General features: G+C 49.8%; 28 protein-coding genes. 19 read left to right on the top strand and 9 right to left on the bottom strand.

All coding sequences use genetic code 11. From position 1 onward, the window contains the following. Nucleotides 1-12: 12 nt before the first annotated feature. The 5 genes from purB to ACH5Y9_RS13805 are packed head-to-tail and all read right to left on the bottom strand — an operon-like array spanning nt 13 to nt 4,991. Nucleotides 13-1,380 carry an adenylosuccinate lyase gene (gene purB, locus ACH5Y9_RS13825; RefSeq protein ID WP_445366471.1) on the bottom strand — a complete coding sequence of 456 codons (1,368 nt, stop codon included), beginning with the start codon at nt 1,378-1,380 and terminating at the stop codon, nt 13-15. A gap of 48 nt (nt 1,381-1,428) precedes the next feature. Then, entirely contained in the window at nt 1,429-2,121 is a 693-nt protein-coding gene (locus ACH5Y9_RS13820; protein ID WP_445366470.1) for an HNH endonuclease, read from the bottom strand. Nucleotides 2,122-2,123: 2 nt separating this feature from the next. Beyond that, complete coding sequence (locus ACH5Y9_RS13815; protein ID WP_445366469.1) at nt 2,124-3,452, bottom strand: AAA family ATPase; 1,329 nt, start codon at nt 3,450-3,452, stop codon at nt 2,124-2,126. Beyond that, the gene (gene mnmA, locus ACH5Y9_RS13810) at nt 3,442-4,539 is read right to left on the bottom strand and encodes a tRNA 2-thiouridine(34) synthase MnmA (RefSeq protein ID WP_445366468.1); all 1,098 of its coding nucleotides are present in this window, start codon (nt 4,537-4,539) and stop codon (nt 3,442-3,444) included. The genes ACH5Y9_RS13815 and mnmA overlap by 11 nt, the downstream gene beginning before the upstream one ends. Continuing rightward, nucleotides 4,536-4,991 carry an NUDIX hydrolase gene (locus ACH5Y9_RS13805; protein ID WP_319960665.1) on the bottom strand — a complete coding sequence of 152 codons (456 nt, stop codon included), beginning with the start codon at nt 4,989-4,991 and terminating at the stop codon, nt 4,536-4,538. Before ACH5Y9_RS13805 ends, mnmA begins: the two co-directional genes overlap by 4 nt. A 125-nt stretch (nt 4,992-5,116) precedes the next feature. Here ACH5Y9_RS13805 and clpS point away from each other — a divergent pair, with 125 nt between their 5' ends. Then, nucleotides 5,117-5,440: an ATP-dependent Clp protease adapter ClpS gene (gene clpS, locus ACH5Y9_RS13800; protein WP_020482550.1), complete on the top strand. Its 324-nt coding sequence runs from the start codon at nt 5,117-5,119 to the stop codon at nt 5,438-5,440. Nucleotides 5,441-5,449: 9 nt separating this feature from the next. Beyond that, nucleotides 5,450-7,726: an ATP-dependent Clp protease ATP-binding subunit ClpA gene (gene clpA / locus ACH5Y9_RS13795; protein ID WP_319960664.1), complete on the top strand. Its 2,277-nt coding sequence runs from the start codon at nt 5,450-5,452 to the stop codon at nt 7,724-7,726. Between the two features lie 33 nt (nt 7,727-7,759). Here clpA and infA read toward each other — a convergent pair whose 3' ends face one another. The 3 genes from infA to ACH5Y9_RS13780 form a co-directional block, all read right to left on the bottom strand. Beyond that, complete coding sequence (gene infA / locus ACH5Y9_RS13790) at nt 7,760-7,978, bottom strand: translation initiation factor IF-1 (protein ID WP_013819653.1); 219 nt, start codon at nt 7,976-7,978, stop codon at nt 7,760-7,762. A 102-nt stretch (nt 7,979-8,080) separates the two neighbouring features. Next, nucleotides 8,081-10,195, bottom strand: coding sequence for a RelA/SpoT family protein (locus tag ACH5Y9_RS13785; RefSeq protein WP_445366467.1), 2,115 nt, complete (start codon nt 10,193-10,195; stop codon nt 8,081-8,083). A 378-nt stretch (nt 10,196-10,573) separates the two neighbouring features. Continuing rightward, complete coding sequence (locus ACH5Y9_RS13780) at nt 10,574-11,047, bottom strand: hypothetical protein (protein WP_033157264.1); 474 nt, start codon at nt 11,045-11,047, stop codon at nt 10,574-10,576. Nucleotides 11,048-11,406: 359 nt separating this feature from the next. On the opposite strand from ACH5Y9_RS13780, the gene ACH5Y9_RS13775 reads away from it, so the two are divergent. From ACH5Y9_RS13775 to ACH5Y9_RS13720, 12 genes are all read left to right on the top strand, one after another. Next, nucleotides 11,407-12,129 carry a hypothetical protein gene (locus ACH5Y9_RS13775; RefSeq protein ID WP_445366466.1) on the top strand — a complete coding sequence of 241 codons (723 nt, stop codon included), beginning with the start codon at nt 11,407-11,409 and terminating at the stop codon, nt 12,127-12,129. Between the two features lie 28 nt (nt 12,130-12,157). Then, a complete protein-coding gene (locus tag ACH5Y9_RS13770) occupies nt 12,158-13,450 on the top strand; it encodes a cobyrinate a,c-diamide synthase (protein WP_445366465.1) in 1,293 nt (430 codons plus the stop codon). 88 nt (nt 13,451-13,538) lie between these two features. Further along, on the top strand, nt 13,539-14,591 hold the full coding sequence (recA, locus tag ACH5Y9_RS13765; RefSeq protein ID WP_319960662.1) for a recombinase RecA: 1,053 nt from the start codon (nt 13,539-13,541) through the stop codon (nt 14,589-14,591). After that, nucleotides 14,554-15,069 carry a regulatory protein RecX gene (locus ACH5Y9_RS13760; RefSeq protein ID WP_445366464.1) on the top strand — a complete coding sequence of 172 codons (516 nt, stop codon included), beginning with the start codon at nt 14,554-14,556 and terminating at the stop codon, nt 15,067-15,069. The genes recA and ACH5Y9_RS13760 overlap by 38 nt, the downstream gene beginning before the upstream one ends. Nucleotides 15,070-15,150: 81 nt before the next feature. Beyond that, entirely contained in the window at nt 15,151-15,369 is a 219-nt protein-coding gene (locus ACH5Y9_RS13755; protein ID WP_171694640.1) for an addiction module protein, read from the top strand. Then, nucleotides 15,366-15,686, top strand: coding sequence for a type II toxin-antitoxin system RelE/ParE family toxin (locus tag ACH5Y9_RS13750; protein ID WP_445366463.1), 321 nt, complete (start codon nt 15,366-15,368; stop codon nt 15,684-15,686). The genes ACH5Y9_RS13755 and ACH5Y9_RS13750 overlap by 4 nt, the downstream gene beginning before the upstream one ends. A 139-nt stretch (nt 15,687-15,825) precedes the next feature. Then, entirely contained in the window at nt 15,826-18,435 is a 2,610-nt protein-coding gene (gene alaS, locus ACH5Y9_RS13745; RefSeq protein WP_445366462.1) for an alanine--tRNA ligase, read from the top strand. A 48-nt stretch (nt 18,436-18,483) separates the two neighbouring features. Continuing rightward, a complete protein-coding gene (locus tag ACH5Y9_RS13740) occupies nt 18,484-18,675 on the top strand; it encodes a type II toxin-antitoxin system HicB family antitoxin (RefSeq protein ID WP_319960658.1) in 192 nt (63 codons plus the stop codon). Beyond that, a complete protein-coding gene (locus tag ACH5Y9_RS13735) occupies nt 18,675-18,854 on the top strand; it encodes a type II toxin-antitoxin system HicA family toxin (protein WP_319960657.1) in 180 nt (59 codons plus the stop codon). The genes ACH5Y9_RS13740 and ACH5Y9_RS13735 overlap by 1 nt, the downstream gene beginning before the upstream one ends. 2 nt (nt 18,855-18,856) lie before the next feature. Further along, nucleotides 18,857-19,099, top strand: a complete 243-nt coding sequence (locus ACH5Y9_RS13730; protein WP_319960656.1) for a DUF2442 domain-containing protein — start codon at nt 18,857-18,859, stop codon at nt 19,097-19,099. 58 nt (nt 19,100-19,157) lie between these two features. Further along, on the top strand, nt 19,158-19,439 hold the full coding sequence (locus ACH5Y9_RS13725; RefSeq protein WP_445366461.1) for a hypothetical protein: 282 nt from the start codon (nt 19,158-19,160) through the stop codon (nt 19,437-19,439). 38 nt (nt 19,440-19,477) lie between these two features. Further along, nucleotides 19,478-20,419 carry a hypothetical protein gene (locus ACH5Y9_RS13720; protein ID WP_445366460.1) on the top strand — a complete coding sequence of 314 codons (942 nt, stop codon included), beginning with the start codon at nt 19,478-19,480 and terminating at the stop codon, nt 20,417-20,419. 360 nt (nt 20,420-20,779) lie between these two features. On the opposite strand, the gene ACH5Y9_RS13715 is transcribed toward ACH5Y9_RS13720, so the two are convergent. Then, nucleotides 20,780-21,055, bottom strand: a complete 276-nt coding sequence (locus ACH5Y9_RS13715; protein ID WP_445366459.1) for a hypothetical protein — start codon at nt 21,053-21,055, stop codon at nt 20,780-20,782. Between the two features lie 65 nt (nt 21,056-21,120). On the opposite strand from ACH5Y9_RS13715, the gene ACH5Y9_RS13710 reads away from it, so the two are divergent. From ACH5Y9_RS13710 to ACH5Y9_RS13690, 5 genes are all read left to right on the top strand, one after another. Further along, nucleotides 21,121-22,341: an aspartate kinase gene (locus ACH5Y9_RS13710; RefSeq protein WP_415878787.1), complete on the top strand. Its 1,221-nt coding sequence runs from the start codon at nt 21,121-21,123 to the stop codon at nt 22,339-22,341. A gap of 278 nt (nt 22,342-22,619) precedes the next feature. Beyond that, a complete protein-coding gene (locus ACH5Y9_RS13705) occupies nt 22,620-22,829 on the top strand; it encodes a hypothetical protein (protein ID WP_064009365.1) in 210 nt (69 codons plus the stop codon). A 178-nt stretch (nt 22,830-23,007) separates the two neighbouring features. Then, nucleotides 23,008-23,193, top strand: a complete 186-nt coding sequence (locus ACH5Y9_RS13700; protein WP_033157280.1) for a heavy metal translocating P-type ATPase metal-binding domain-containing protein — start codon at nt 23,008-23,010, stop codon at nt 23,191-23,193. Nucleotides 23,194-23,256: 63 nt separating this feature from the next. Next, nucleotides 23,257-23,508, top strand: coding sequence for a hypothetical protein (locus ACH5Y9_RS13695; protein ID WP_225587427.1), 252 nt, complete (start codon nt 23,257-23,259; stop codon nt 23,506-23,508). A gap of 90 nt (nt 23,509-23,598) precedes the next feature. Then, nucleotides 23,599-24,213, top strand: coding sequence for a hypothetical protein (locus tag ACH5Y9_RS13690; RefSeq protein WP_445366458.1), 615 nt, complete (start codon nt 23,599-23,601; stop codon nt 24,211-24,213). Nucleotides 24,214-24,268 lie beyond the last annotated feature (55 nt).

Raw genomic sequence — 24,268 nt, 5'->3', positions numbered from 1 at the left:
CTATCCTAACGTTTAGTCGATTTTCTTGGCTAAAGCCGCGGCATAACCGGTGTAGCTGTGCGGGGTCAGCGCCAGCAGTTCGGCTTTGGCTTGCGCCGGAATTTCCAGCTTTTCGACGAAGGCGCGCATGCCGTCGCCGGTGACGCGATTGCCGCGGGTCAGTTCTTTCAATTTTTCGTAAGGTTTTTCGATGCCGTAACGGCGCATCACGGTCTGGATAGGCTCGGCCAGCACTTCCCAGTTTTGCTCCAGGTCTTGATCGAGTAAGGCCGGGTTGAATTCCAGTTTGGAAATGCCTTTCAAGGTCGATTGAATGGCGATGCTGGTATGGGCGATGCCGACGCCGATGTTGCGCAATACCGTGGAATCGGTCAGGTCGCGCTGCCAACGGGAGACCGGTAATTTGTCGGCCAGGAAGCCGAAAATCGCATTCGCCAAGCCCAGATTGCCTTCGGAGTTTTCGAAGTCGATCGGATTGACCTTGTGTGGCATCGTCGAGGAGCCGACTTCGCCGGCGACGGTTTTTTGCTTGAAATAACCCAGCGAAATATAGCCCCAGACGTCGCGGTCGAAGTCCAGCAGGATGGTGTTGAAGCGCGACAAAGCATGGAAGAATTCCGCCATGTAATCGTGCGGCTCGATCTGGATGGTGTAAGGGTTGAAAGTCAGACCCAGCGATTCAACGAAGTTTTGTGCGAACACCGGCCAATCGACATCCGGATAAGCGACGCAATGGGCGTTGTAGTTGCCGACCGCGCCGTTGATTTTGCCCAAGAGTTCGACTTTAGCCAATTGCTCGCGTTGGCGTTGCATGCGGGCGACGACGTTCGCGAATTCCTTGCCGACCGTGGTCGGTGTGGCCGATTGGCCGTGGGTGCGCGACAGCATAGGCTGATCGGCGCTGTCCAAAGCTAATTGTTTGATCGCGTTTATTGTCGCATCGATCTCCGCCAGGATCAGGACGCGGCCTTCCTTCAACATCAAGGCATACGACAGATTGTTGATGTCTTCCGAGGTGCAGGCGAAGTGAAAGAACTCGTTGATCGCGTGCAGTTCGGCGTTGCCTTTGACTTTTTCCTTGAGGAGATATTCGACCGCCTTGACGTCATGGTTGGTGGTTTTCTCGATGTCCTTGACCGCTTGGGCGTCGGCTTCGGAGAAATCGCTGACGATTTTATTCAGTATGGCGTTCGCTTCGGCGGACAAGGCCGGCACTTCGGCGATCTTGGTTTCGGCAGCCAAGGCTTGCAGCCAGCGCACTTCGACTTCGACCCGGTAACGGATCAAGCCGTATTCGCTGAAGATGGGGCGCAAGGCGTCGACTTTGCCGGCGTAGCGGCCGTCGATGGGGGAGATGGCGGTGAGTTCTGAATGGCTCATGTACGTTTCCTGAATAAAACTGAAATGGGATAGCTGTTGGCGGTGGTTTTAAATTTGGCCGCCGGGGCGTGAAATGGGTTGAAATTGGCCGTCGAAACAATTTCTGCTAGTGCCGGGAAAAGCTTCGATCAAGCGGTGGCGCATGTCGGCATCGTCCCGGAATACAGTCATCCAGACAGACCAGAAACCTCGTTGCGTTGCCATTTCGACAATTTCGGCTCTACGTTCCTCGGTGTCGAAGGCTGCCAGCTGTGATTTTCGCTTCGCGGCATTTTGCCAAGCTTGTTGCCGATGCAGCCATCGTTTGTCTTTGTTTGTTGGAACTTGTTGACCATTAATCTGGCGATCAGGATGTTTATTTAGGCCTAATGCCAACCAGGTCTTTTCGATTTTTCGGTTGATAGGCTCGGCATGTATTTTATTCGGCAATACCCGGCCTTGCGAATCGTAGCTAAAGGCTAGCAAGGTGTTGTCGCTGTCGGGCCAAACATAATCGTCAAGGTTCAATTGGCCATGGCCTTTGCCTGAATTGCAATTGCCGCAGGCTAACAAAAAATTATTCCAACTGAATTTGGTTTCCGGGTATTCATTTTTTGGTTTTTTATGCTCGACATGAATGCCACTAGCAATCCAGCGTTCGCAATATGAACAATATTCGCCGAGCCGCTCTATTAACGGCTGTTGAGCATTTTCATAGGGTTTAATTTCGCCCAGGTCTGTTCCTTTATTAACCGGACGCATGGTTATTTATCTTTTGAGGCTAATACGGAATCGCGTTCGAATTTTAATTGTGCTGCGAATGCCGGATCGTCACTGAAAGGAATGGATAATTCGTCCAATTTCGAGCGTAACTGCATGACTTCCATATCCGATTCGTTATTTACTTCGTGCAGTTTTCGATAGTAAGCTTCGGCAGCCTCCATCATGTCCAGATAGCGTTTGCTCTTTTGCGGAATTTCGACATGCTGCTGATCTTCGGCAATATCTTCGATACTTTCGCTTTCAATCGCGATCGGCTGGGCTTTCTCCAAATCCCACAATAAACAATCGTCCCGCCCGTACAGCGACTGAATAATAAACGGAGAATGGCTGCTGGCGACGAACTGCACTTTGGGGAAGGTATTCAGCAAACGACCAACAACTTCACGTTGCCATTTGGGATGCAAATGCAGATCGATTTCGTCGATCAGCACGATGCCTTCGGTTTGCTTGATGACATCGGCTTCCAGTTGTGGATTGAGGGTCGCCATACGATAAGCAATGTCGGCGACCATGCCTATCATGTTGCGGTAGCCGTCGCTGAGCATGGAAAATGGCACTATTTGCGATTTCTTGTCGTTGATAGATTGAAACATCAATTCATCCCAATCAATGTCCCACCAAGCCTTTTTGGCATTTGGGATCATGCTAACGATAGCTTCGCGTACAACCTCTAATACATGGCGACGTTCCTGTTTTTGGAGAGCAGCTAATTCTTGAGTTTTAAACCAGCGGAATAGCTGCTCTAAATTAGATGCAGGATTTAGACAGTCTCGATAGCCCAATAGGCGTGAATCTGGTGCTAACGTTTCAATTTCAGAACCATCGACTTTTTTCCATAAACGGCCAGTACCGTAATAAGCAATTATTGGAAGAATCGTTAATGGGTCGTTTCTTTGTGAAAAGCGTGTTGTTAATGCATTAACTGTCGAATCTTCTCCTTGGAGAGAAATGAAGTTTTTATTGAATGCAAATATATTATTTGTGTCTCTGCCATGCTGCCATTTGAAAACTTTATTATCTAGTGTGTAATCGATAGTAATGAATGTACTTTGGGCTAGCTCCCGCGTAAATGTTTGCCCCATTTTTTGTTCAACATATCTTAAGTCGTTTCGCGAGAGTGTTCTTTTACTACTAATTTCATTTAAAGAGAACTCAGCTAATAAGTCCTGAGTAATAATAGAGATGGCATCTAAAACAACAGTTTTTCCGCTGCCATTGTCGCCAATCAACAGCGTAAATTTGTCAGACAGATTTAGTTCGTATATGTCAAAGCAGCGAAAATTATTCAGTGTCAACCTGTTAATCTTCATTGTATTTGCTCTCAATTATCCCGCCACCCAAACAAACCTCGCCCTGATAAAACACCACCGACTGACCCGGCGTGATCGCCCGTTGCTGTTCGTCGAAGCGGACTTTGACGCGGGTGCCGCCGTCGATGGGTTCGACGACGCAATCCTGGTCGGGTTGGCGGTAGCGAGTCTTGGCGGCACAGTGGATCGTTTCGGTCAAGGGTTGGTCGCCGCACCAATCGAGTTGGCCGGCTTCCAGGGTGTTGTGCAGCATTAACGGGTGGTTGTGGCCCTGGCCGACAATCAGCACGTTATTGTCCAGGTCTTTTTCCAGTACGAACCATGGTTCATCCGGCGCATCCTTGACCCCACCTATGCCGAGGCCCTGGCGCTGGCCCAGCGTGTAATACATCAAGCCATGATGTTTGCCGATATATTGCCCTTCCGGTGTGCGCATTTCACCAGGTTGGTGCGGCAGGTATCGTTGCAGAAATTCCTTGAATTTGCGTTCGCCGATGAAGCAAATGCCGGTGCTGTCTTTCTTGCGGCTGTTGGCAAAACCGGCTCTATCCGCCATCGCACGGATTTCCGGCTTGTGTAGGTGGCCTATTGGAAACAGGGTACGAGACAGGGCTTTCTGCCCCATTGCGTAGAGAAAATAGCTTTGCTCTTTGTTGGGATCTAAGCCTTTTAATAGCTGGAATTCGCCGTCTTGTTCGCGAACGCGGGCATAGTGGCCGGTGGCAATATATTCGGCGCCCAAGTCTTCGATGGCGTAATCCAGAAACGCTTTGAATTTGACGTGTTTGTTACAAAGTATGTCGGGATTGGGAGTGCGGCCGGCCTTAAACTCTGACAAAAACACTTCAAATACCTCGTCCCAATATTCGGCGGCGAAGTTGACGGTCTTAAGCTCTATGCCGAGTTTGTCGCAAACTTGCTGTGCGTCGGCTAAGTCTTGCATCGCCGTGCAATATTCGGTGCCGTCGTCTTCCTCCCAATTTTTCATGAACAAGCCTGTGACTTTGTGGCCTTGTTCTTGCAGGGCTAGAGCGGTAACGGAAGAATCGACGCCGCCGGACATGCCGACGATGATGTGTTTGCTCATTCTAAATCGATAAAAGACTGTAAGATGCTAAGCGGATAGCGGTGACCTTTCAGGTATTCGTCCACGGTGGTCAATACCAAAGGGCTGCGCAATTGCTGGCGTTTTGCGTAAATTTCATTGCGGCTTAACCAGTGAGTGTCGATAATGCCGTCGTCGAGAGCTTGTTCTGGATTGTGGTTGTTGACTGTGCCGGAAAAACAGAAGCGAACAAAGCTGGGCATATGCGGATTTCTGCGCCATAGCTGTGTGGCGATTAAAGCCTCCGGTTCGAATTGCCAAGCTGTTTCCTCGCAAACTTCGCGTTTGACGGCACTGATTAAATCTTCACCTTCTTCCAAATGACCAGCAGGCTGATTGAACGCAAGGCCTCGTGCCGTTGTCTCCTCAACCAGCAGGAAGCGACCGTCTTTTTCGATCACGGCGGCGACGGTGACGTGAGGTTTCCAAACCATGATATTGATAGAAAACGGTAAAAGGCGCGCATTTTACTAGAAATGTTTTTTATGTGCCTAAAGATTGAAATTTAATGTTTAAGACGCTATTTTTAAGACCACAATGATTCACAGCATCAAAGATTATGTCAGATTTTGAACCCTTGAAAGATGGTGACGGTAACACCGCGCTGCAAGAAGCCAAACCGCAGCTGAAAAGACCGCCACTGTATAAGGTTATGTTGCTTAATGACGACTTTACGCCGATGGATTTTGTCGTCGAAATATTGACTGATTTTTTTAACATGAGCCAAGAGAAAGCAACGCAGGTGATGTTGCAAGTGCATACGCAGGGTGTCGGCGTTTGTGGTACCTACACCAAAGACGTGGCTGAAACCAAAGTACATATTGTTAATGAATATTCCCGTGAGCACCATCACCCGCTGATGTGCACGATGGAAGAGGCGTGAGGGGTAACCATGCTAAGTAAAGAACTTGAAGTGACATTGAATGCTGCTTTTACCGGAGCTCATGCCAAAAGACACGAATTCATCACGGTCGAGCATTTGTTGCTGGCCTTGTTGGACAATGTCACGACGATACCGATTTTGATCGCTTGCGGCTGCAATGTTAATGCATTGCGGGCCGAACTAACCCGATTTATAGATGAAACCATTTCCTTGATTCCGGAAGGTATACAGCGCGAAACGCAACCCACTTTGGGTTTTCAGCGTGTTTTACAGCGCGCCGTATTTCATGTCCAGGCTTCCGACAAAAAAGAAGTCACCGGCGCGAACTTATTTGTTGCCTTGTTTAGTGAACAGGATTCGCACGCGGTTTATCTGTTGAACAAACAAGACATCACTCGTTTGGATGTGGTCAATTATCTGGCGCACGGGGTTTCCAAAATCGAGCAGTTCAGAAAAGAAAATAACGAAGAATCAGAATCCGAGCGCGGCAGCAATGAAGCTTTGTCCAGCCCATTGGAAAAATACGCAACCAACTTGAACGAAGAAGCCCTGAAAGGCAACATCGATCCTTTAATCGGCCGCGAGCTGGAAGTGGAAAGAACCATTCAGGTGCTTTGCCGCCGCCGCAAAAATAATCCGCTATTGGTAGGGGAGGCTGGTGTCGGTAAAACCGCTATAGCTGAAGGTTTGGCGAAACGAATTGTTGAAGAACAAGTGCCGGATATTTTGTTGAATAGTGTGATTTATTCACTAGATATGGGTGCACTGGTGGCGGGTACCAAGTATCGCGGCGACTTTGAAAAACGACTCAAGGCTTTAATTAGCCAGCTCAAAAAAGAACCGGACTCGATTTTATTTATTGACGAAATTCATACCATTATTGGTGCGGGTTCCGCTTCCGGTGGGGTGATGGATGCCTCTAACTTGATCAAGCCGGTGTTGGCGTCCGGACAGTTGCGGTGCATTGGGTCTACTACGTATCAAGAATATCGGGGTATTTTCGAAAAAGACCACGCTTTAGCGCGGCGCTTTCAGAAAATCGATGTGATAGAGCCATCAATAGAAGATACTGTATTAATATTGAAGGGCTTGAAGTCGCGCTTTGAAGAGCATCATGGCCTGAAATACACCCAAGAAGCATTGCGACTGGCGGTGGAATTATCAGCGCGCTATATCACAGACAGGCATTTGCCTGACAAAGCCATTGATGTGATCGACGAAGCCGGGGCCAGGCAGCGATTGTTTGCCGGTATTGATCGCAAGGATCTGATCGATACTGCCGAGATAGAAGAAATCGTCGCCAAAATTGCCAGGGTGCCGGCACAATCGGTATCGTCAAACGACATTGATAAATTGTCGAGCTTGGAAAAAAACCTGAAGATGCTGGTGTTTGGCCAAGACGAAGCCATTTCAGAGCTGGCGTCGGCAATTAAGCTATCGCGAGCGGGTTTGCGCGATACCACTAAAACGATCGGTTCGTTCCTGTTTGCCGGTCCTACTGGTGTCGGTAAAACGGAAGTGACTCGGCAGCTAGCCAAAGTATTGGGCATAGAGTTGATTCGCTTCGATATGTCTGAGTACATGGAGCGGCATACTGTATCACGCTTGATCGGCGCGCCTCCGGGGTATGTCGGGTTCGATCAGGGCGGATTGCTGACCGAAGCGGTGACCAAACATCCGCATGCTGTGTTGTTGCTGGACGAGTTGGAAAAAGCGCACCCGGATGTGTTCAACCTTTTACTGCAGGTGATGGATCACGGCACATTGACCGACAACAACGGTCGCAAAGCGGATTTTAGAAATATCATTTTGATCATGACGACCAATGCCGGCGCGGAAGAAAGCAGCCGGGCATCTATCGGCTTTACCCAGCAAAATCATGCTTCCGATAGTATGAAAGTGATCGAGCGAGGGTTTTCGCCGGAATTTAGAAATCGTCTGGACGCAATTGTGCAATTCAAACCGCTGGATTTGGCGGTGGTGGGCAGTGTGGTCGATAAGTTTATTTTCGAGCTGGAAGCCATATTGGCGGACAAAAATGTCACATTGACTTTAGAGCCTGCGGCGAGAGCGTGGCTGGCCGAACATGGTTGCGATCCAAAAATGGGGGCGCGGCCAATGGCGCGATTGATTCAGGAAAAGATCAAAAAACCGCTGGCAGAAGATTTATTGTTCGGTCGTTTAGCGAATGGCGGTCACGTGCGAGTGCATGTCGAGAACGATGCGTTGGCTTTTGCCATCGAGAGCAAACAACTAATCGTTTCGGAATTGAATCAAGTAGTATAAAGCGAGGGAAGCAATCGCTTTCCCGGGGGAGGGTTAGCGATTGCGGAAAGTAATGCGGCCTTTGGTCAAGTCGTAAGGTGTCATTTCTACGCGGACTTTATCGCCAGTCAGGATGCGGATGTAGTGTTTGCGCATTTTGCCGGAGATGTGGGCGGTAACGATGTGACCATTTTCCAATTCGACGCGAAACATAGTGTTGGGCAGGGTATCGATAACCTTGCCATCCATTTCAATCTGATCTTCTTTTGCCATAGTCAAAGCTCTAAATTTAAAACGCCTATGTTAGCATGAATCCTCTGCCGAGCCGCTAAAAAAGTCTCCCGGATAGTTGAATTAGTGCTGATACAGGGCGCGTCAGACTTTCCTTCTCACTTCAATAATATTTGGCAAATGGCTGATACGTGCCAGCACCAAACTAAGTTGCTCGGTATTTTCGATTTGAATTGTCATATTCAGAATCGCGGACAAATCGTCGTGGGTCTTCAATGAGGCGTTGCTGATATGTACTTTCCCGGCGGCTAATACCTGAGAAACGTCGTTCAACAAATTTTGCGCGTTAAAGGCATGAATCAAAATCGGTACGCTGTGATGTACAGTTTGTTGACCGCTCCAATCGGCTTTCAACAATTGCAATTGCTGCTCGGGCGACAGATGCCGAATATTCTCGCAGTCACGGCGATGAATAGTGATACCGCGTTTATGCGAGATAAAGCCGATAATCTCGTCACCCTTTACCGGTGAGCAGCAATGGGCCAGCGTGGTCACTACATTATCAATATCATCGATAGTAATCGCTGATTGCGTCGAGGATTTGCTTGGCACCAACTTAATCGGCGTAGGCTCCAATTCCGGAATTTTCAGCGCACCGGCCAATTGTCGGTTGTTGATGTCGCCGTGGCCTAGCGCTTCATAAAAATGTTCTGTATCCGCGAATTTAAAATGCCTTAACAATTCGTTGATATCGACGGTTTTCAAGCCTAGCCGCTTGCTTTCCTTATCCAGCAGCAATTTGCCGGCCGCAATATTTTCGGCTTGCTGTTGTTGTTTGAACCAGCTTTTTACCTTGCTGATGGCTCGCGGGGTTTTTAGGTAACCGAGGTTGGGATTTAGCCAGTTGTGATTGGGCTGACCATTCTTGACCGTGATGATTTCCACTTGCTCCCCAGAGCACAGCTTGTAAGTTAAGGGCTTGATCTGGCCATTAACTTTGGCGCCGCGGCAGCTATGACCCACCTCGGTATGGATCGCATAAGCAAAATCCAGTGGCGTAGCGCCCTTGACCAGGTCGATCAATTTGCCGGCAGGGGTCAGCACGAATACCCGGTCGGAGAACAGCTCGGTATGAAAGTTTTCCAGCAAGCCGTCAGTGTTATCTTTGTCTTCCAGCAGTTGTCGGAGCGAGGCGATGTTCTTCTCGGTGGCGGCGTTGAACTTGCTGCCCTCTTTATAACGCCAGTGCGCTGCCACACCCAGCTCTGCAAAGTCGTGCATGGCTTTGGTACGGATTTGAATTTCGATACGGTTGCCGTCTTCATCCAAAACTACGGTATGCAGGGACTGATAGCCGTTTTCCTTAGGGTTGGCGATGTAATCGTCGAATTCCCGCGGAATATGCTGCCAATGGCTGTGCGCCAAGCCTAGCACCATGTAGCAGGCCGACAAACTGTCCACCACCACGCGCACTGCCAATAAGTCGTACAGTTCGTTTATCGCCAGTTGCTTGCGGCGCATCTTGTTCCAGATGCTATAGATATGCTTGGGCCTACCGTAGACCTTGGCCTGTATGCCTTCCTGGTTTAAACGGTCTTGAAGTGCCGCTAAAAACCGCTCAATAAAGGCTTGGCGTTGTTCCCGATTGACAGCCAATGAGTCGGTGACAAAGCGGTAATGCTCAGGATCGGCATAACGAAACGCCAGGTCTTCCAATTCCCATTTGAATTGATTAATACCCAGGCGATTGGCGAGTGGCGCATAAATATCCAGGGTTTCCCTGGCAATGAAGCGGCGGATATTGTCTTGCTCGTGTTGGAGTCCGCGCAGCCGCTGAATACGAAAAGCCAATTTAATCAGCACCGCCCGCACGTCATGGGTCATTGCCAGCAGCATGCGTCGCAATATCTCGGCTTGATTGGGCTGGTTTGCCATGTCGGTACTGTAAATGCTGACATTATTCAACCAACTCACGTCTTTAACCAAGTCGGCGACTACCGGTCCGAATTGCTCGCGTATTGTCGAGTCGCTGAGTTTCCCGGCAACACGTGAATCGCTGAGCAGCGCCGCCAGAATAGTTTCCAGATCGATATGCACACTCATTAAAATTGAGGCGACATCGACGCCTTTGGGGCGGAGAGTGTCCTTGCAGTTTGCCGAAAGTTGCTCGACCAGCTTCAGCGCGTGGCTTATCTGTAAGCTATCGGCGTCTGAAAACCCGGGAAACAGTTTGCTGACGGAAGAATTATTTTGAGTCATACCAATATTGTAAGACTAGCGAGGTGGGGCGGAAAATAGGGAATTTCCTGAAACTTGGGGTTCGAATCCAGGCGTCAGATTAAACGGCTAGCGACGCGCTTTACCCGTCCGCGTTCCCCGAGTGTCTATACGGGCAAAGCTATTGGGCAAAATTCAGGACACTCTCAAGCAGCCTACTCAGGCAGTAAGAAAACCACTCAAGTATGGCCGGATTTATTAAACCGGCCCTCAATAAAGTCGCTCACGCTTATGCTAAGGCCGAGTTTTCAAGATGGATTCCCGCTTACGCGGGAATGACGGAGCAGGGAAATTTAAGTGTCCGGTTAACAGGCAGGAAATTCTAAGATTCTTAGCATTAAGTGCCTGGGGAGACAGCTATTAATAAGCATCTTTATCCGTGATTTTGCCCTTGTCGTTGACCGCCACCTTCCATTTGCTGCCACCCACCTCAATAAACAATTCGTATTCTTCGCCCACGCCGTTCGGATTAATCACCAATTCCGCCTTATGCAGCTTATAGCCGGGGAAGTTATCGGCCAGCACTTTGGTCACGTCAGGTGATATTTCTAGACCGTTGTCCAGCAGGATTTCGTTCGCAAACAACGCGCCGTCGGTTCTAAATAACTCATGCTTCAATTCGTCTTCCGTATCCTTAAAGCTGACTTCCAGTAGCTGTTGACCAAAGTGGGTTTCCTGAGTCGCTTTCAGGTCCTGCGCTTGCGGGTGTCGTTTCAAAATATTGGCCCTGACTTTATCCGGGATTGCCACGCTAGCGGAATCTTGGGCTTGAGCGGTTGATAAGCTGCTGTAAAAGGTGGTAGCGGCAAGTAAGGAAAGTAATAAAGTACGCATATGTTCTCCTGCTGTGTTGGATCCCCCAATGACTTAAAGCGCTGGGGATGGTTTCATCGTTGTTTTTGCGGTATTAGCAAACGTGGACGTTGGAAAAATTCATTCAAAACCAGAACGTGCTGTTCTGAGAGCTTGAAGCACTCTTGGCGCTTAACCATGGTCGATTATGCGATAAAAATAAAAATCGCCGGTAGGATTTTTCCGCGAACTTGGCATAGATCAATATTTGCATATCGATTATTCTAAAAGCAGTTTGATGCCATTGAGCCGCTGGGGAGCCGATTTGGCTTGCCGGAAGCTTCCGCAGCACCAGTCTAGCGCCATGGATCGTGCCCACTTTGCCTTTTTCTAAATTGCCTATGCCGAAGCAATATCGCCGTTTTCGAGATATTTCCACCAGTGAGAAAATATTAAACACCGTGTTCCTGTTGACCATAGGTCTCGGTTATCTGATGGCCCTGGTGAATTTGTATTACACCCATCAAGGCCGCGACGGCAAGCGCGGTTTGTCGATAGACGACATTGTCATCATGTATCACGGTTCGACCACCCAGTCGCGGCTGGGCGCGGCGATCAACGGCATCATGGAGCCCAATCTGAAGTACAAAAGCGATAAGGAAGTGATCTTGAAATGGATCCAGGATGGCGCGGAGCAGCCTGCTTACGAGCAAAGAATTGCGCCGATTTTGAACCGCGACTGTATCCACTGTCATAACCCCGCCGCCAACCCGAGCCTGCCCAATCTGACGCATTACGAAGGTGTCGCGGAAGTGGCGCATAAAGGCGGGGCGTCGACGCCGGCGCTGGTCAGGGTGTCGCATATTCATTTATTCGGCATTGCCTTCATCCTGTTTTTCATTGGCAAAATTTTTCTGCTCTGCGATATGAATATCTACGTCAAGCGGGTGGCGCTGGTGATTCCGTTTTTTGCAATGCTATTGGACGTGGTGTCCTGGTTTGTCACCAAGCATATTTCCGAATTTGCCTATGTGGTAGTGCTTAGCGGTGCGTTGATGGGCTTATCGATGGGCGTCCAAATATTAATGAGTGTTTATCAAATGTGGTTTTACCAAAAGGACTGATATTTTGACTGTTTCTCCCGTTTCATCCATGACGACCAACCCGCGCAGTTGTCCGGCCATGTTAATCAGCGCCCCGGCTTCCGGGCAAGGCAAAACGACCGTCACCGCCGCGCTGGCTTATTACCATAGACAGCAAGGCCGTCGGGTTCGGGTATTCAAGACCGGCCCGGATTTCATCGATCCGCAGATTTTGGCTTACGCCAGCGGGCAGCCCGTTTATCAGCTGGATTTATGGATGATGGGCGAGGCGCATTGCCGCGAACTGCTGTACCGCGCCGCCGGCGAAGCCGATCTGATCTTGATCGAAGGCGTGATGGGTTTATTCGATGGCGACAGCAGTAGTGCTGATCTGGCCCAAGCCTTGGCGGTGCCGGTGGCGGCGGTGATCGACGCCCAGGGCATGGCGCAAACCTTTGCCGCAGTCGCATTCGGTTTGGCGAACTATCGGCCGGATTTGGCGTTCGCGGGCGTGATCGCCAATAAAGTCGGTAGCGCGGGTCACGCCAGGATGCTGCGAGAAGCCTTGCCAGCCGGCATGCCCTTGTTGGCGGCGATGAGTCGAGACGAGGCAGTCGGCTTACATTCCCGGCATTTGGGCTTGCTGCAGGCCGACGAAATTGGTGATCTGGATACCCGGTTGGCGCGGGCCGCGGAATTATTAAATAGTTTCACGCCCTGTGTGTTACCCGAGCCAGTCGCCTTTGCCTCCGTTTCCACCGATCCGCCGCCACGCTTGTTGTTGGGTAAACGCATCGCGGTGGCGCGCGACTCGGCATTTTCGTTTATCTATCAAGCCAATCTGGATTGTTTGCGAGCTATGGGTGCGGAGCTATTATTCTTTTCGCCGTTGGTCGATAGTGCCTTGCCGGAGGCCGATAGCGTTTATTTACCTGGCGGCTATCCCGAGCTGCATTTGCAAGTTTTGGCCGACAATTTAGCGATGAAGCAGGCTTTAACCACGCATCATCAAGCCGGTAAAGCCATCTATGCCGAATGCGGCGGCTTCTTGTATTTGCTGGATAGTCTGGTTGATAAAGACGGTCTGTGCGCGGCGATGGTAGGCTTGTTACCCGGCTGCGCAGTCATGCAAACCCGTTTGGCCAATTTGGGCATGCATAGCCTGCAACTGGCGCAGGGCGAGATTCGCGGTCACAGCTTTCATTTTTCCAAGCTGGAAACCACGCTGGAGCCGTGCGCTATCTCCACGGCGCAACGCAGCTTTGGCCACGGCGAAGGATTTTTTCGTAGTGGCTCGCTGCAAGCCTCTTACCTGCACCTGTATTTTCCTTTCAACCCGCAACTTGCTGCCGGTTTTTTCTAGGCTTTGCAGAACGATTAAAACTGTTTCACAGCCAGGGTCTATGGGATAATGCGCGGCTTTCACCGGCCAGACAACAGCAGGTACTAAAATGGACGAAAACAAGAAAAAGGCGCTGGGCGCCGCGTTGATGCAGATCGAAAAACAATTCGGCAAGGGCTCCGTGATGCGGATGGGCGATGTCGCCGCCAGCCGCGACATCGAAGTCGTATCGACCGGCTCGCTATCCTTGGATATTGCGTTGGGTGTCGGCGGGTTGCCGCGCGGCCGGATTATCGAAATTTACGGGCCTGAGTCGTCCGGTAAAACCACCTTGACGCTGCAAACCATCGCCCAGATGCAAAAGTTGGGTGGCACGGCGGCATTCGTCGATGCCGAACACGCGCTGGATCCGATCTATGCGCAAAAAATCGGCGTCAATATCGACGATTTGTTGGTTTCGCAGCCGGATACCGGCGAACAAGCCCTGGAGATCACCGATATGCTGGTGCGCTCCGGTGCGGTCGACATCGTGGTGGTCGACTCGGTGGCCGCTTTAACACCCAAGGCCGAAATCGAAGGCGACATGGGCGACTCGCACATGGGTTTGCAAGCCCGCTTGATGTCGCAAGCCTTGCGCAAACTGACCGCCAATATCAAACGCTCGAATACCTTGGTGATTTTCATCAACCAGTTGCGGATGAAAATCGGCGTGATGTTCGGCAACCCGGAAACTACCACCGGAGGTAATGCGCTGAAGTTTTATGCCTCGGTGCGACTGGATATTCGCCGCATCGGCGCGATCAAGAAAGGCGACGAGGTGATCGGTAACGAGACCCGCGTCAAAGTGGTCAAAAACAAAGTGGCTCCGCCGTTCAAGCAAGCCGATTTCGAAATTCTGTATGGCGAAGGCGTGTCCTTCTTCGGCGAACTGGTGGATTTAGGTGTGGAATTTGGCTTCGTCCAAAAGTCCGGTTCCTGGTACGCCTACAACAACGAGAAAATCGGCCAAGGCAAGGACAACGCCAAGCAGTTTTTGCGCGATAACCCGGATAAGGCCGCCGAATTGGAAAAAGCGATTCGTGAGAAAGCCTTTGCCAAATTAGCGAACGCGCCGGCTGCAGTCAGTGAAGACGACGACGCCGAGTTTGTTGACGGCGATTGAGCGCCGGCAACAGATCGAAGCCATTTGCCTGAGGTTGTTGGCCCGGCGCGAACATAGCCGCCGGGAACTGCTGGATAAATTGGCCTTGCGCGGTTTTGACCGCGAAGACGTTGAACCGGTTATCGATCAGATAGCCGAGCAGAACTGGCAAAACGATGCACGCTATGCCGAAGCCTATGTCCGACAACGTATCCAGAATGGCTATGGTCCGATGCGAATTCGCTATGAACTGCAACAGCGCGGTATCAATGATGCCGATCTGGATGCACAGGCCGAGGCGCAAGGCGGCTGGCAAAATGTGCTGCTGGATGTGTATTCGCGTAAATACGACGACGAAAAATTGCTGACCCAAAACGAATGGTTGAAGCGCAGTCGCTTCCTGCAACAACGGGGTTTTAGCGGCGAGATGATCAAGCGCTTGTTTGCGGAATTGAAAATAAAATTGGCTAGAGCGGATGCCAATACGCATGCAAAGTAAACTAAGTTGGCATTTGGCGGACCCAATCGTGCATTCCGCGATCCGCCTCGGTTTCCTGCTAGGCCTTTCGGGAGCGAATTTATGAAAGTTACACTGCCGCTAAAAGAAATGTCGGTTGCCGAGAAAATTGGCATGATGGAAGAGCTATGGAACGATTTATCCACTCGAGCAGCTGACTATTCATCACCTGATTGGCATGGTCATTTGTTGGCGGAAAGAAAGCGCCTGGCGGAGTCGGGTGAGATTGGTTTTACGGATTGGGAAGCAGCAAAGCGGGAAATTCAAGATAGGATTCGATGAAAATTCGAATTTTTGACAGCGCGAAATTTGATTTGCTGGATGGCTTTGAGTTTTACGAGCGGCAACAAGAGGGCGTCGGCCGTTATTTTTTGGACTCTCTTTATGCGGATATTGATTCGCTGGCTCTTTATGCCGGCATTCATCCCCAAAAGTTTACTGACTTTCATCGGCTGTTAGCAAGAAGCTTTCCGTATGCGATTTATTACACTGTCGATGATGAATTTGTTTCTGTTTATGCCGTGATGGATTGTCGGCAAGACCCTATAAATATTAAAGCGCGTTTGGAAAATGAGCGAATTAGGCGATGGGGTGATTGACTTTAATAGCTTTGGGATTCGCGGAGCCCGTAGGATGTGCTGAACGAAGTGAAGCGCATCGATCGCGATTGATGCAGCTCTGGCATCGGCACATGCTTACAAACAATTTGTTAAAACGAAAAACATTGAAGTAACCACAATGAAAAAAATGACTAGCGCCGAATTGCGGGCCGCCTTTTTGGAATTCTTTCGCCAACACGGCCACGCCGTGCGTCCCTCCAGTTCGCTGGTGCCGGGTAATGATCCGACCTTGTTGTTTACCAACGCCGGGATGGTGCAATTCAAAGACGTATTCCTGGGGCGGGAAAAGCTCGATTTCACCCGTGCCGCCACCAGCCAACGCTGCGTGCGGGCCGGCGGCAAGCATAACGATTTGGAAAACGTCGGTTATACGGCGCGCCATCACACCTTCTTCGAGATGCTCGGTAATTTCAGTTTCGGCGATTATTTCAAGCGCGATGCGATTCATTTTGCCTGGGACTTCCTGACCAAGGAGCTGGGCATTCCCAAAGAAAGGCTGTGGGTGACGGTATTTGATGAAGATTCCGAAGCCGAAGCGATCTGGTTGGAAGACGTCAAACACGATCCCAAGCGCTTCTCACGCATCGGCGCCAAGGACAATTTCTGGTCGATGGGCGATGTTGGCCCCTGCGGTCCTTGTACCGAGATTTTCTACGATCATGGCGAACACGTGGCTGGCGGCCCTCCCGGTAGCCCGGATGAAGACGGCGACCGTTACATCGAAATCTGGAACTTGGTGTTCATGCAATACGACCGGGACAAGGACGGCAATCTGACGCCGCTGCCGGCGCCATCGGTCGATACCGGCATGGGTCTGGAGCGGATTTCGGCGGTGATGCAAGGCGTGCACAGCAACTACGAAATCGACCTGTTCCAAAACTTGTTAAAAGTCGCCGCGCAACTGGCCGGTACCAACGACTTGGCGAATAGCTCTCTGCGGGTAATCGCCGACCACATTCGTTCTTGCGCCTTCCTGGTGGCCGATGGTGTGTTGCCGTCCAACGAAGGTCGGGGCTATGTCTTGCGTCGCATCGTGCGCCGGGCGATTCGTCACGGTTACCGCTTGGGTATTCAGGATACCTTCTTCTACAAACTGGTCGCGCCGCTGGTCGCCGAAATGGGCGCGGCGTATCCGGAATTGGCTAAGGCTCAGGAGCAAGTCGAACGGGTATTGAAGAAAGAAGAAGAGCGCTTTGCGGAAACCTTGGAACAGGGCATGAAAATTCTGGAAGCCTGCGTCGCCAAACTGGACGGCCATGTCATTCCCGGCGATGTGGTGTTTTTGTTGTACGACACGTACGGCTTCCCGGTGGATTTGACCGCCGACTTCGCCCGCGAACATAAGCTCAGCGTCGATCATGCCGGCTTTGAAGTGGAAATGGCTGCGCAGCGCGACCGCGCAAGGGCTGGCGGTAGTTTCGCGGCTGATTACGATCAAGACATCAAACATGACAGCAGCACCGAATTTACCGGTTATTTCCATCTGGACGGTTCGGTGCAGATTCTGGGCTTATTCAAGCAAGGCCAGCCGGTCGAAGCGTTGGAAGCCGGCGACGAAGGCGTGGTGATTCTGGATCAAACCCCATTCTATGCCGAGTCCGGCGGCCAAGTCGGCGATACCGGCCGAATCGAATGCGGCGATGCGGTGTTCGAGGTTCACGATACCCAAAAGCAGGGCGGTAAATTGTTCCTGCATAAAGGCAAGGTTTTGCGCGGCACGCTCAGCGAAGGCCTGGCTTGCGAAGTCAGCGTCGATGCCGAAATCCGCAAAGCCACCGAACGCAATCACTCGGCGACGCACTTATTGCACGCTGCGCTGCGGGCAACCTTGGGCGAGCATGTTCAGCAAAAAGGTTCGCAGGTCAATTCCGAACGCTTGCGTTTCGACTTTTCCCATTTCGAACCGATGACGCCAGCGGAAGTTGCCACCGTCGAACGCTTGGTCAACGAACAGATTCGTTTAAACAACGCGGTTGCCGCCGAAATCATGGCCAAGGATGATGCGGTGAAAGCCGGCGCGATGGCCTTGTTCGGCGAGAAATACGGCGATGAAGTGCGCGTGCTGACGATGGGCGAATTTTCCACCGAGCTTTGCGGCGGTACCCACGTGCAACGTACCGGCGACATCGGCTTGTTCAAAATCATCGGCGAAACCGGCGTCGCGGCAGGCGTCAGACGTCTGGAAGCCGTGACCGGTCAAGGCGCTTTGGATTGGATCGACCAGCGCGAAAAAGCCTTGCTCAGCATCGCCGGCTTGCTGAAAGCCGCACCGGACAAAGCGGCTGACAAAGTCCATCAACTGATGGAAAAAACTCGCGGCCTGGAAAAAGAATTGGAAAAACTCAAAGCCAAACTGGCCAGCTCGGCCGGCGATGAAATGACCAGCCAAGCCGTCGATGTCAACGGCGTGAAAGTGCTGGCCGTAAAATTGGACGACGTCGACCCAAAAGCCTTGCGCGACTTGGCCGATCAGTTGAAAAACAAATTGGGCAGCGCAGCTTTGGTCTTGGCGGCGGTCAGCGGTGACAAAGTCAGTCTGATTGCCAGCGTATCCAAGGATGCGATGGACAAGGTCAAAGCGGGCGAATTGGTGAATTTCGTCGCTACCCAAGTCGGTGGTAAAGGCGGTGGTCGGCCGGACATGGCGCAGGCCGGAGGTAATGATCCGGCTGGATTGCCGGCGGCATTGGCGGCGGTGCCGGAGTGGGTGAGGGAGCGGTTGGGTTAGGATTAATTATTACGGCGGGTGGTTTGAGCTTTTTGTTGGGAGATGGCCATGAAAACGATTGAATATACTTGCTGGAAAGACGGCGATTTTTATTTGGGTTTTTTGAATGAATATCCTGATTATTTGACACAAGGTGAAACCAAACAAGAATTACAGGGAAACTTGCTGGATTTGTATAAGGATCTTGAAACTCAAGAAATTCCTTTCATTCGCAAAGTGGAGACCTTGCAGGTCGCTTGATGAAAAGAAGGGATTTGCTGAAAATCTTGGAAGAAATGGGGTGTCGTCTTTCTAGACATGGTGGTAATCATGACTGGTATACCAACGATGAAACTCGGCAATCTCAAGCTGTGCCAAGGCATAGTGAAATTAATGATTATCTGGCGAAAACTATTATCAAGAAATTGAGTGGTAAATAGCTATGCAATACATGCCAGTTGTCGTCGATGCCGAATATTTGAGCGGTTATAAAATCAAGCTGACTTTCGACAATGGCGAAAAGCGAATTGCCGATTGTTGGAAATGGCTGAATGGCGAGGTTTTTGAGCCATTGAAAGATCAGCAATATTTTCAGAAGTTTTTTGTCGACGGCTGGAGTATTTCTTGGCCGAATGGGGCGGATATTGCGCCGGAGACTTTGTATGAAGAGGGTGAGGTTGTTTAGTTTTTATTTATTAAAAGCTATTTGGGTTAAATGTGTCGCTATCGCGACGGGTATTTGAATGTCGGTTCTCGGACCGACGACCGAGATACTTTCTTTTGCGTCGCCAAAAGAAAGTATCCAAAGAAAAGGCGACCCGGATGCCGCTTATTCCCTGCGCTCCTCGCTTTTGGCGGGGGTTGCCGAAAGGGGCTTCCTGCCCCTTCGTCAACGCGATGCATCCCTGCATCGCCCCTGCGGGCTGTTCCCGTTAAAAGCTCCGGTGCTCGGCGCGGCATACGGGATAAAGCCCGCCCCAACCTATGAAGCGGCATTCAGCACGGGTAAACAAAAACTGTCATAGATAAGCGGTTATTTAACTTTTAGGATAAAAAAGCAGACATGAAACTGAGCTATTATGGATATGTTTTTACTGAGGTAAAAACTGGCGTTAAATACAGAATGCCTATTAAGAACTTCATTCAAGCCTTTTGTCAGTTTAAAGATCCAAATTATAAAAACAAATTTACACATAATGGAGAACATATCTTTTTGTTGCATGGGCCTGGTGACTTGTATTTGTTTATCCAGACTCGAAGCAAAGAAGTTATCAAAAAGATAAATTCGCAAGATACTAGTGTGGGTGAAATTTATGATGTACTTGATAAGGATGAGATGCTCGGTTTTGCATCTTACGTTTTTGTCATGGATAGCTACCTTGGATTTGCTTCTACAACGATGGCGCCACGTCTTGCATCGTTTGGTAATTTCATAAATGACGTTTTGTCGTCGATAGGAATTACGGAATATCAATTTAACTTAATACCATTTCTTCACCAAGCCACGAAAGCAGAAGCTATGTCTATGCCTTTTATTGGGAAATCGACGATTCAGATAAATAAATCGAATGATTTTTTTGATGATATCGCCAATTACCTTGGAGGTAGCGCTGATGAGTTTGAAGATGTTGATAGTTTAGAAATTGTGATCAAACCTAAAGCTAGAAAGGATATCGGAAAAGCTGTCAAAAAAATGATGGCAAGAATTCCTGATGAAGGTCTTGAGAAGCTTGTTGTTCGCGCAAAAGATGATCTTCACCCATCCTTGATTGATTTATATCTGGCTGGCAATGGGATAGTAGCAGACAATATCAACACGCGGGATGAGAGAGAAATTGCTACAAAGATTAGGGAGAAAATTACCAACAATTCAGTTCTCAAAAAGAAGGTGATCGAACATGAGCAGGATGAAGCGATCAAGCAAGGTAATGTTGAATCTATTTCTAAGTTTTGCGATGCTGGTTCCTGGTCCAGTGCTTTATCTGATCTACAAGAAAACGACTGAGCTTCACTGGATTTCTCCTTGGTTGTTATCCGAAAACAAGAAAGATCTGGCTAATATGATTGCTGGTTTTTCTTACACAATGCTTGGTTTTCTAGCGACTGTAATTACTATTTTATTTGTTTTCACGAAATCGCCTAATTTTGAGGCTTATAAAAGAAATGGATACCTCGATACGTTTTTCTTTACCTATTATTTTTCGATAATTTGTTTATTAATCACTGCTTCGTTATCGGTTTACGGATTTTCTCCAAATAGCAATTCTTTGCCGTTCTATTTGTTACTTATGTCTTTTATAAATAACTTGGTGCAAATTTTTCTTGTTACATTTGTCATATGTAACATCTCTAGGAAATCGGCTGATTAACGCGAAAGAAATATTATAGGTTTTTCAATAAATGCCTGGATGGTTTTTGTCCCGTATGCCGCGCCGAGCACCGGAGCTTTTGGCGGGAATAGCCCGAAGGGGCGATGCAGGGATGCATCGCGTTGCCGAAGGGGCAGGAAGCCCCTTTCGTCAACCCCTGTCAAAAGCGAGGAGCGGAGGAAATAAGCGGCATCCGGGTCGCCTTTTCTTTGGATACTTTCTTTTGGCGACGCAAAAGAAAGTATCTCGGCCGTCGGTCCGAGAACCGACATTAAAATACCCGTCGCGATAGCGACACAACTATATAAGCCTAACAGCCGAGAAGGTCTAAAAGAGCATGGCATTGTACGTCTATAAATTTGGTGGCACTTCCGTTGGTACGGTGGAACGTATCAAGGCGGTCGCCGAGAAAGTCAAAAAAGCCCGCGATGCGGGCGATCAGATTGTGGTGGTGGTGTCGGCGATGAGCGGCGAAACCAATCGTCTGGTGGCCTTGGCAAAAGAGTTGCAGCCGCAGCCGACCGACCGGGAACTGGACGTGTTGCTGTCCACCGGCGAGCAAGTCACCATTGCTTTGCTGTCGATGGCCTTGCACCAGCTCGGTTGCGAGGCGCGCTCCTACACCGGCGCCCAAGTGCGCATTCTGACCGATAGCGCGCACACCAAGGCGAGGATTCGGGAGATCGACGAAGCCAATATGCGTGCTGATCTCGACGCCGGCCGGGTTGTTGTTGTCGCCGGTTTTCAGGGCGTGGACGAGCATGGCAACATCACGACCTTGGGTCGCGGCGGCTCGGATACTACCGGTGTGGCATTAGCTGCTGCTTTGAAGGCCGATGAATGTCATATCTACACAGATGTGGATGGTGTGTATACAACCGACCCGCGCGTGGTGCCGAAAGCCCGCCGCCTGGATCGCATCACGTTTGAAGAAATGCTGGAAATGGCCAGCCTCGGCTCCAAAGTCTTGCAAATCCGTTCGGTCGAGTTCGCCGGCAAATACAATGTCAAATTGCGCGTGTTGTCTTCGTTCATGGAAGGCAACGGCACCTTAATTACCTACGAGGAATCAGAAATGGAAAGAGCGTTAATTTCAGGCATCGCGTTTAACCGGGACGAGGCCAAGTTGACCTTGACCGGCGTGCCTGATCTGCCGGGCGTGGCGTCGAAAATCCTGGGGCCGATTGCCGCCGAGAATATCGAAGTGGATATGATTGTGCAGAACATCTCCGCGCATGGCACCACGGATTTTACCTTTACCGTCAACCGTAACGACTTCGCGCGCGCACAAAAGGTATTGGAAGGTTTGCGCGCCGACCTGGGCGGCAATACCACGGTGATTGGCGATAACAGTATCGTCAAAGTGTCGATTGTCGGCGTTGGTATGCGTTCGCATGCCGGTATTGCCAGCACGATGTTTAAAGTGCTGGCCGACGAGGGTATCAATATCCAAATGATTTCTACATCCGAAATCAAAATTTCCGTGGTGGTCGACGAGAAGTACCTGGAACTGGCGGTGCGTGCGTTACACAAAGCGTTTGGTCTCGATCAGGAATAGTTCCGGCACGCTAATGTTTGCAGTTTGCGAGCGCTAGAGAGTCAATAAATCCCCAGTTTTTTGAATCGTATTCAGATACAAGGCTGGGGATTTTTTTTGAATGCCCTTTGCAAAAACTATGTTAAATAACTTAAAAATAACGAGGCATTTCCCTGATTTTTTCTGGTTTTTTATAAGGCATTTACTTTTGGTCAATATAATCAAACGATTATATTTTGGCATTCTTTATGCTGTTTAGCTCCGGTGGATTTTAAATTTATTCTGCGTGAGGTATCTAAATGGCTCAAGAATTAATCGTTGTAAATCAAGAAGTCGTGGCACAGCAAATCAATACAGCCGGCTTGATGTTGGGGGCAGGTTTGGCGGTGGCCTCTATGATTTTGGTGCCAGCCTTGGCGATGCGCCTTGGTTTGAGCGCGAGTTTGACTGGCGCACTGAGAATTGCTTTGATGAAGGCATCCAGTCGAGCGGCGCACGGCAAACGATGATCGCAGTCGCTACCTCAGCGGATGTATTGATTGGTCAGCTTCAGAGTGATCGATCATTTCCTGCTTGCGCTGGCCTTGTCAGCGTATGATTTTGTTTTCGCTCGTGCCGTGTTTACCAAGGTTATTTAGGCGCTATAATCCGCACATGTGCACAGGTAATAAGTGAGTTCGTGTAACAATGGATGATAATAAGAAAAGCTGCGATCTTTGCGGGCTAGCTGTTGAAGTGGAAGGGTTTAGATTAAAAACCCTGCAAGGCGACAAGCGCTTTTGCTGCGAGGGCTGCAAGGGAATCTATCAAATGTTGCACGAGGCACAGGTTTTACCTGAAGACGCCGACGATTCAACCCAGCCCCAGTCTTAAACAGCAACGAGGACGCATATGGCACATGTTCACAACCCAAAGAAGAGCTCGAACGATTCATCCATGACTAAGCAGGTGGTGGCTGGTACACTAGCCACTGCAACTGTAAACACTGGAGGAAAATTGATGACTAAATTAGCGAAACACCCTCTGTTGGTGTTCGGTGCAGGCATGGTGGCGGGCTATTTTGTGTACAAATACAGAAAGGAAATTATTTCCAGCGCCACAAAAACGATTGATGCCGGCAAGGATTTTGTATTGCATCAAAAAGAAAACCTCGAAGACATCGTTGCCGAAGCGAAAGAAGGCAATTAATCCCGTTCGATTCTTGGACATTTGGCTGTAACTTGAAACGGGTGGTCGTTGCCATGGCAGGACCGCCCGTTTTACTTTTCCCTGTTGACTATGGCTATCCAAAAAGAATTTGTACTACGTTACCGCCATGACGGTCATGTGCGTTTTCAGGTACCCGCGCAAGCTTGTCAACCGACTGCGGCGAACTTAATCAGCACCAAGCTTGCCGCAATTAATGGCGTCCAATCAGTGAACCTTTATCGCGGGCAGGGCAAATTATCAATCCGATACGATGGGGCTGTCTGTGGCTTTACCAGTTTGGCGGCACAGCTGTTTCAAATTCTTGCCGAGCTGGAACAGCAAGGTTATTTCGACAGTAAGCCGCTAGCGGAGAAGGCTAAAAAGTCTGTTCTCGGCATTAAAAAGCGCTTGAAAGGCACCCGGATTGGTGGCTGGTTTAGTAAGAAATATCAAGCCGGCAAGGAAACGGTGCAGGCGGCCAAAATTATCGGCAAAGTCAGTACCAAAGGCCCGAAAGCCCTGTTTAAAGATCCCGAGAAAGCCACGATAGATTTCTTGAACGATGTGCTGGTCTTGTATTTGATCAAAACCCACTGGACCCGCATCACGCAAGAGTGGTTAGTCAAACCAATTGTGCATCGTTACGAGTGGATGGCGCTGTTTTATATGTTTTTCTTATTAGTACGTTCGCGCCGGCCCAAGTAGAGATTGTCAACGCCCATCCTATGATTTCCATAGGATGGGCTCGCTAGTCCATCAA

The organism is Methylomonas sp. BW4-1, from assembly GCF_052474385.1.
Note: the sequence above shows the minus strand (reverse complement) of the source record. Positions and strands in the feature narration are given on the sequence as shown.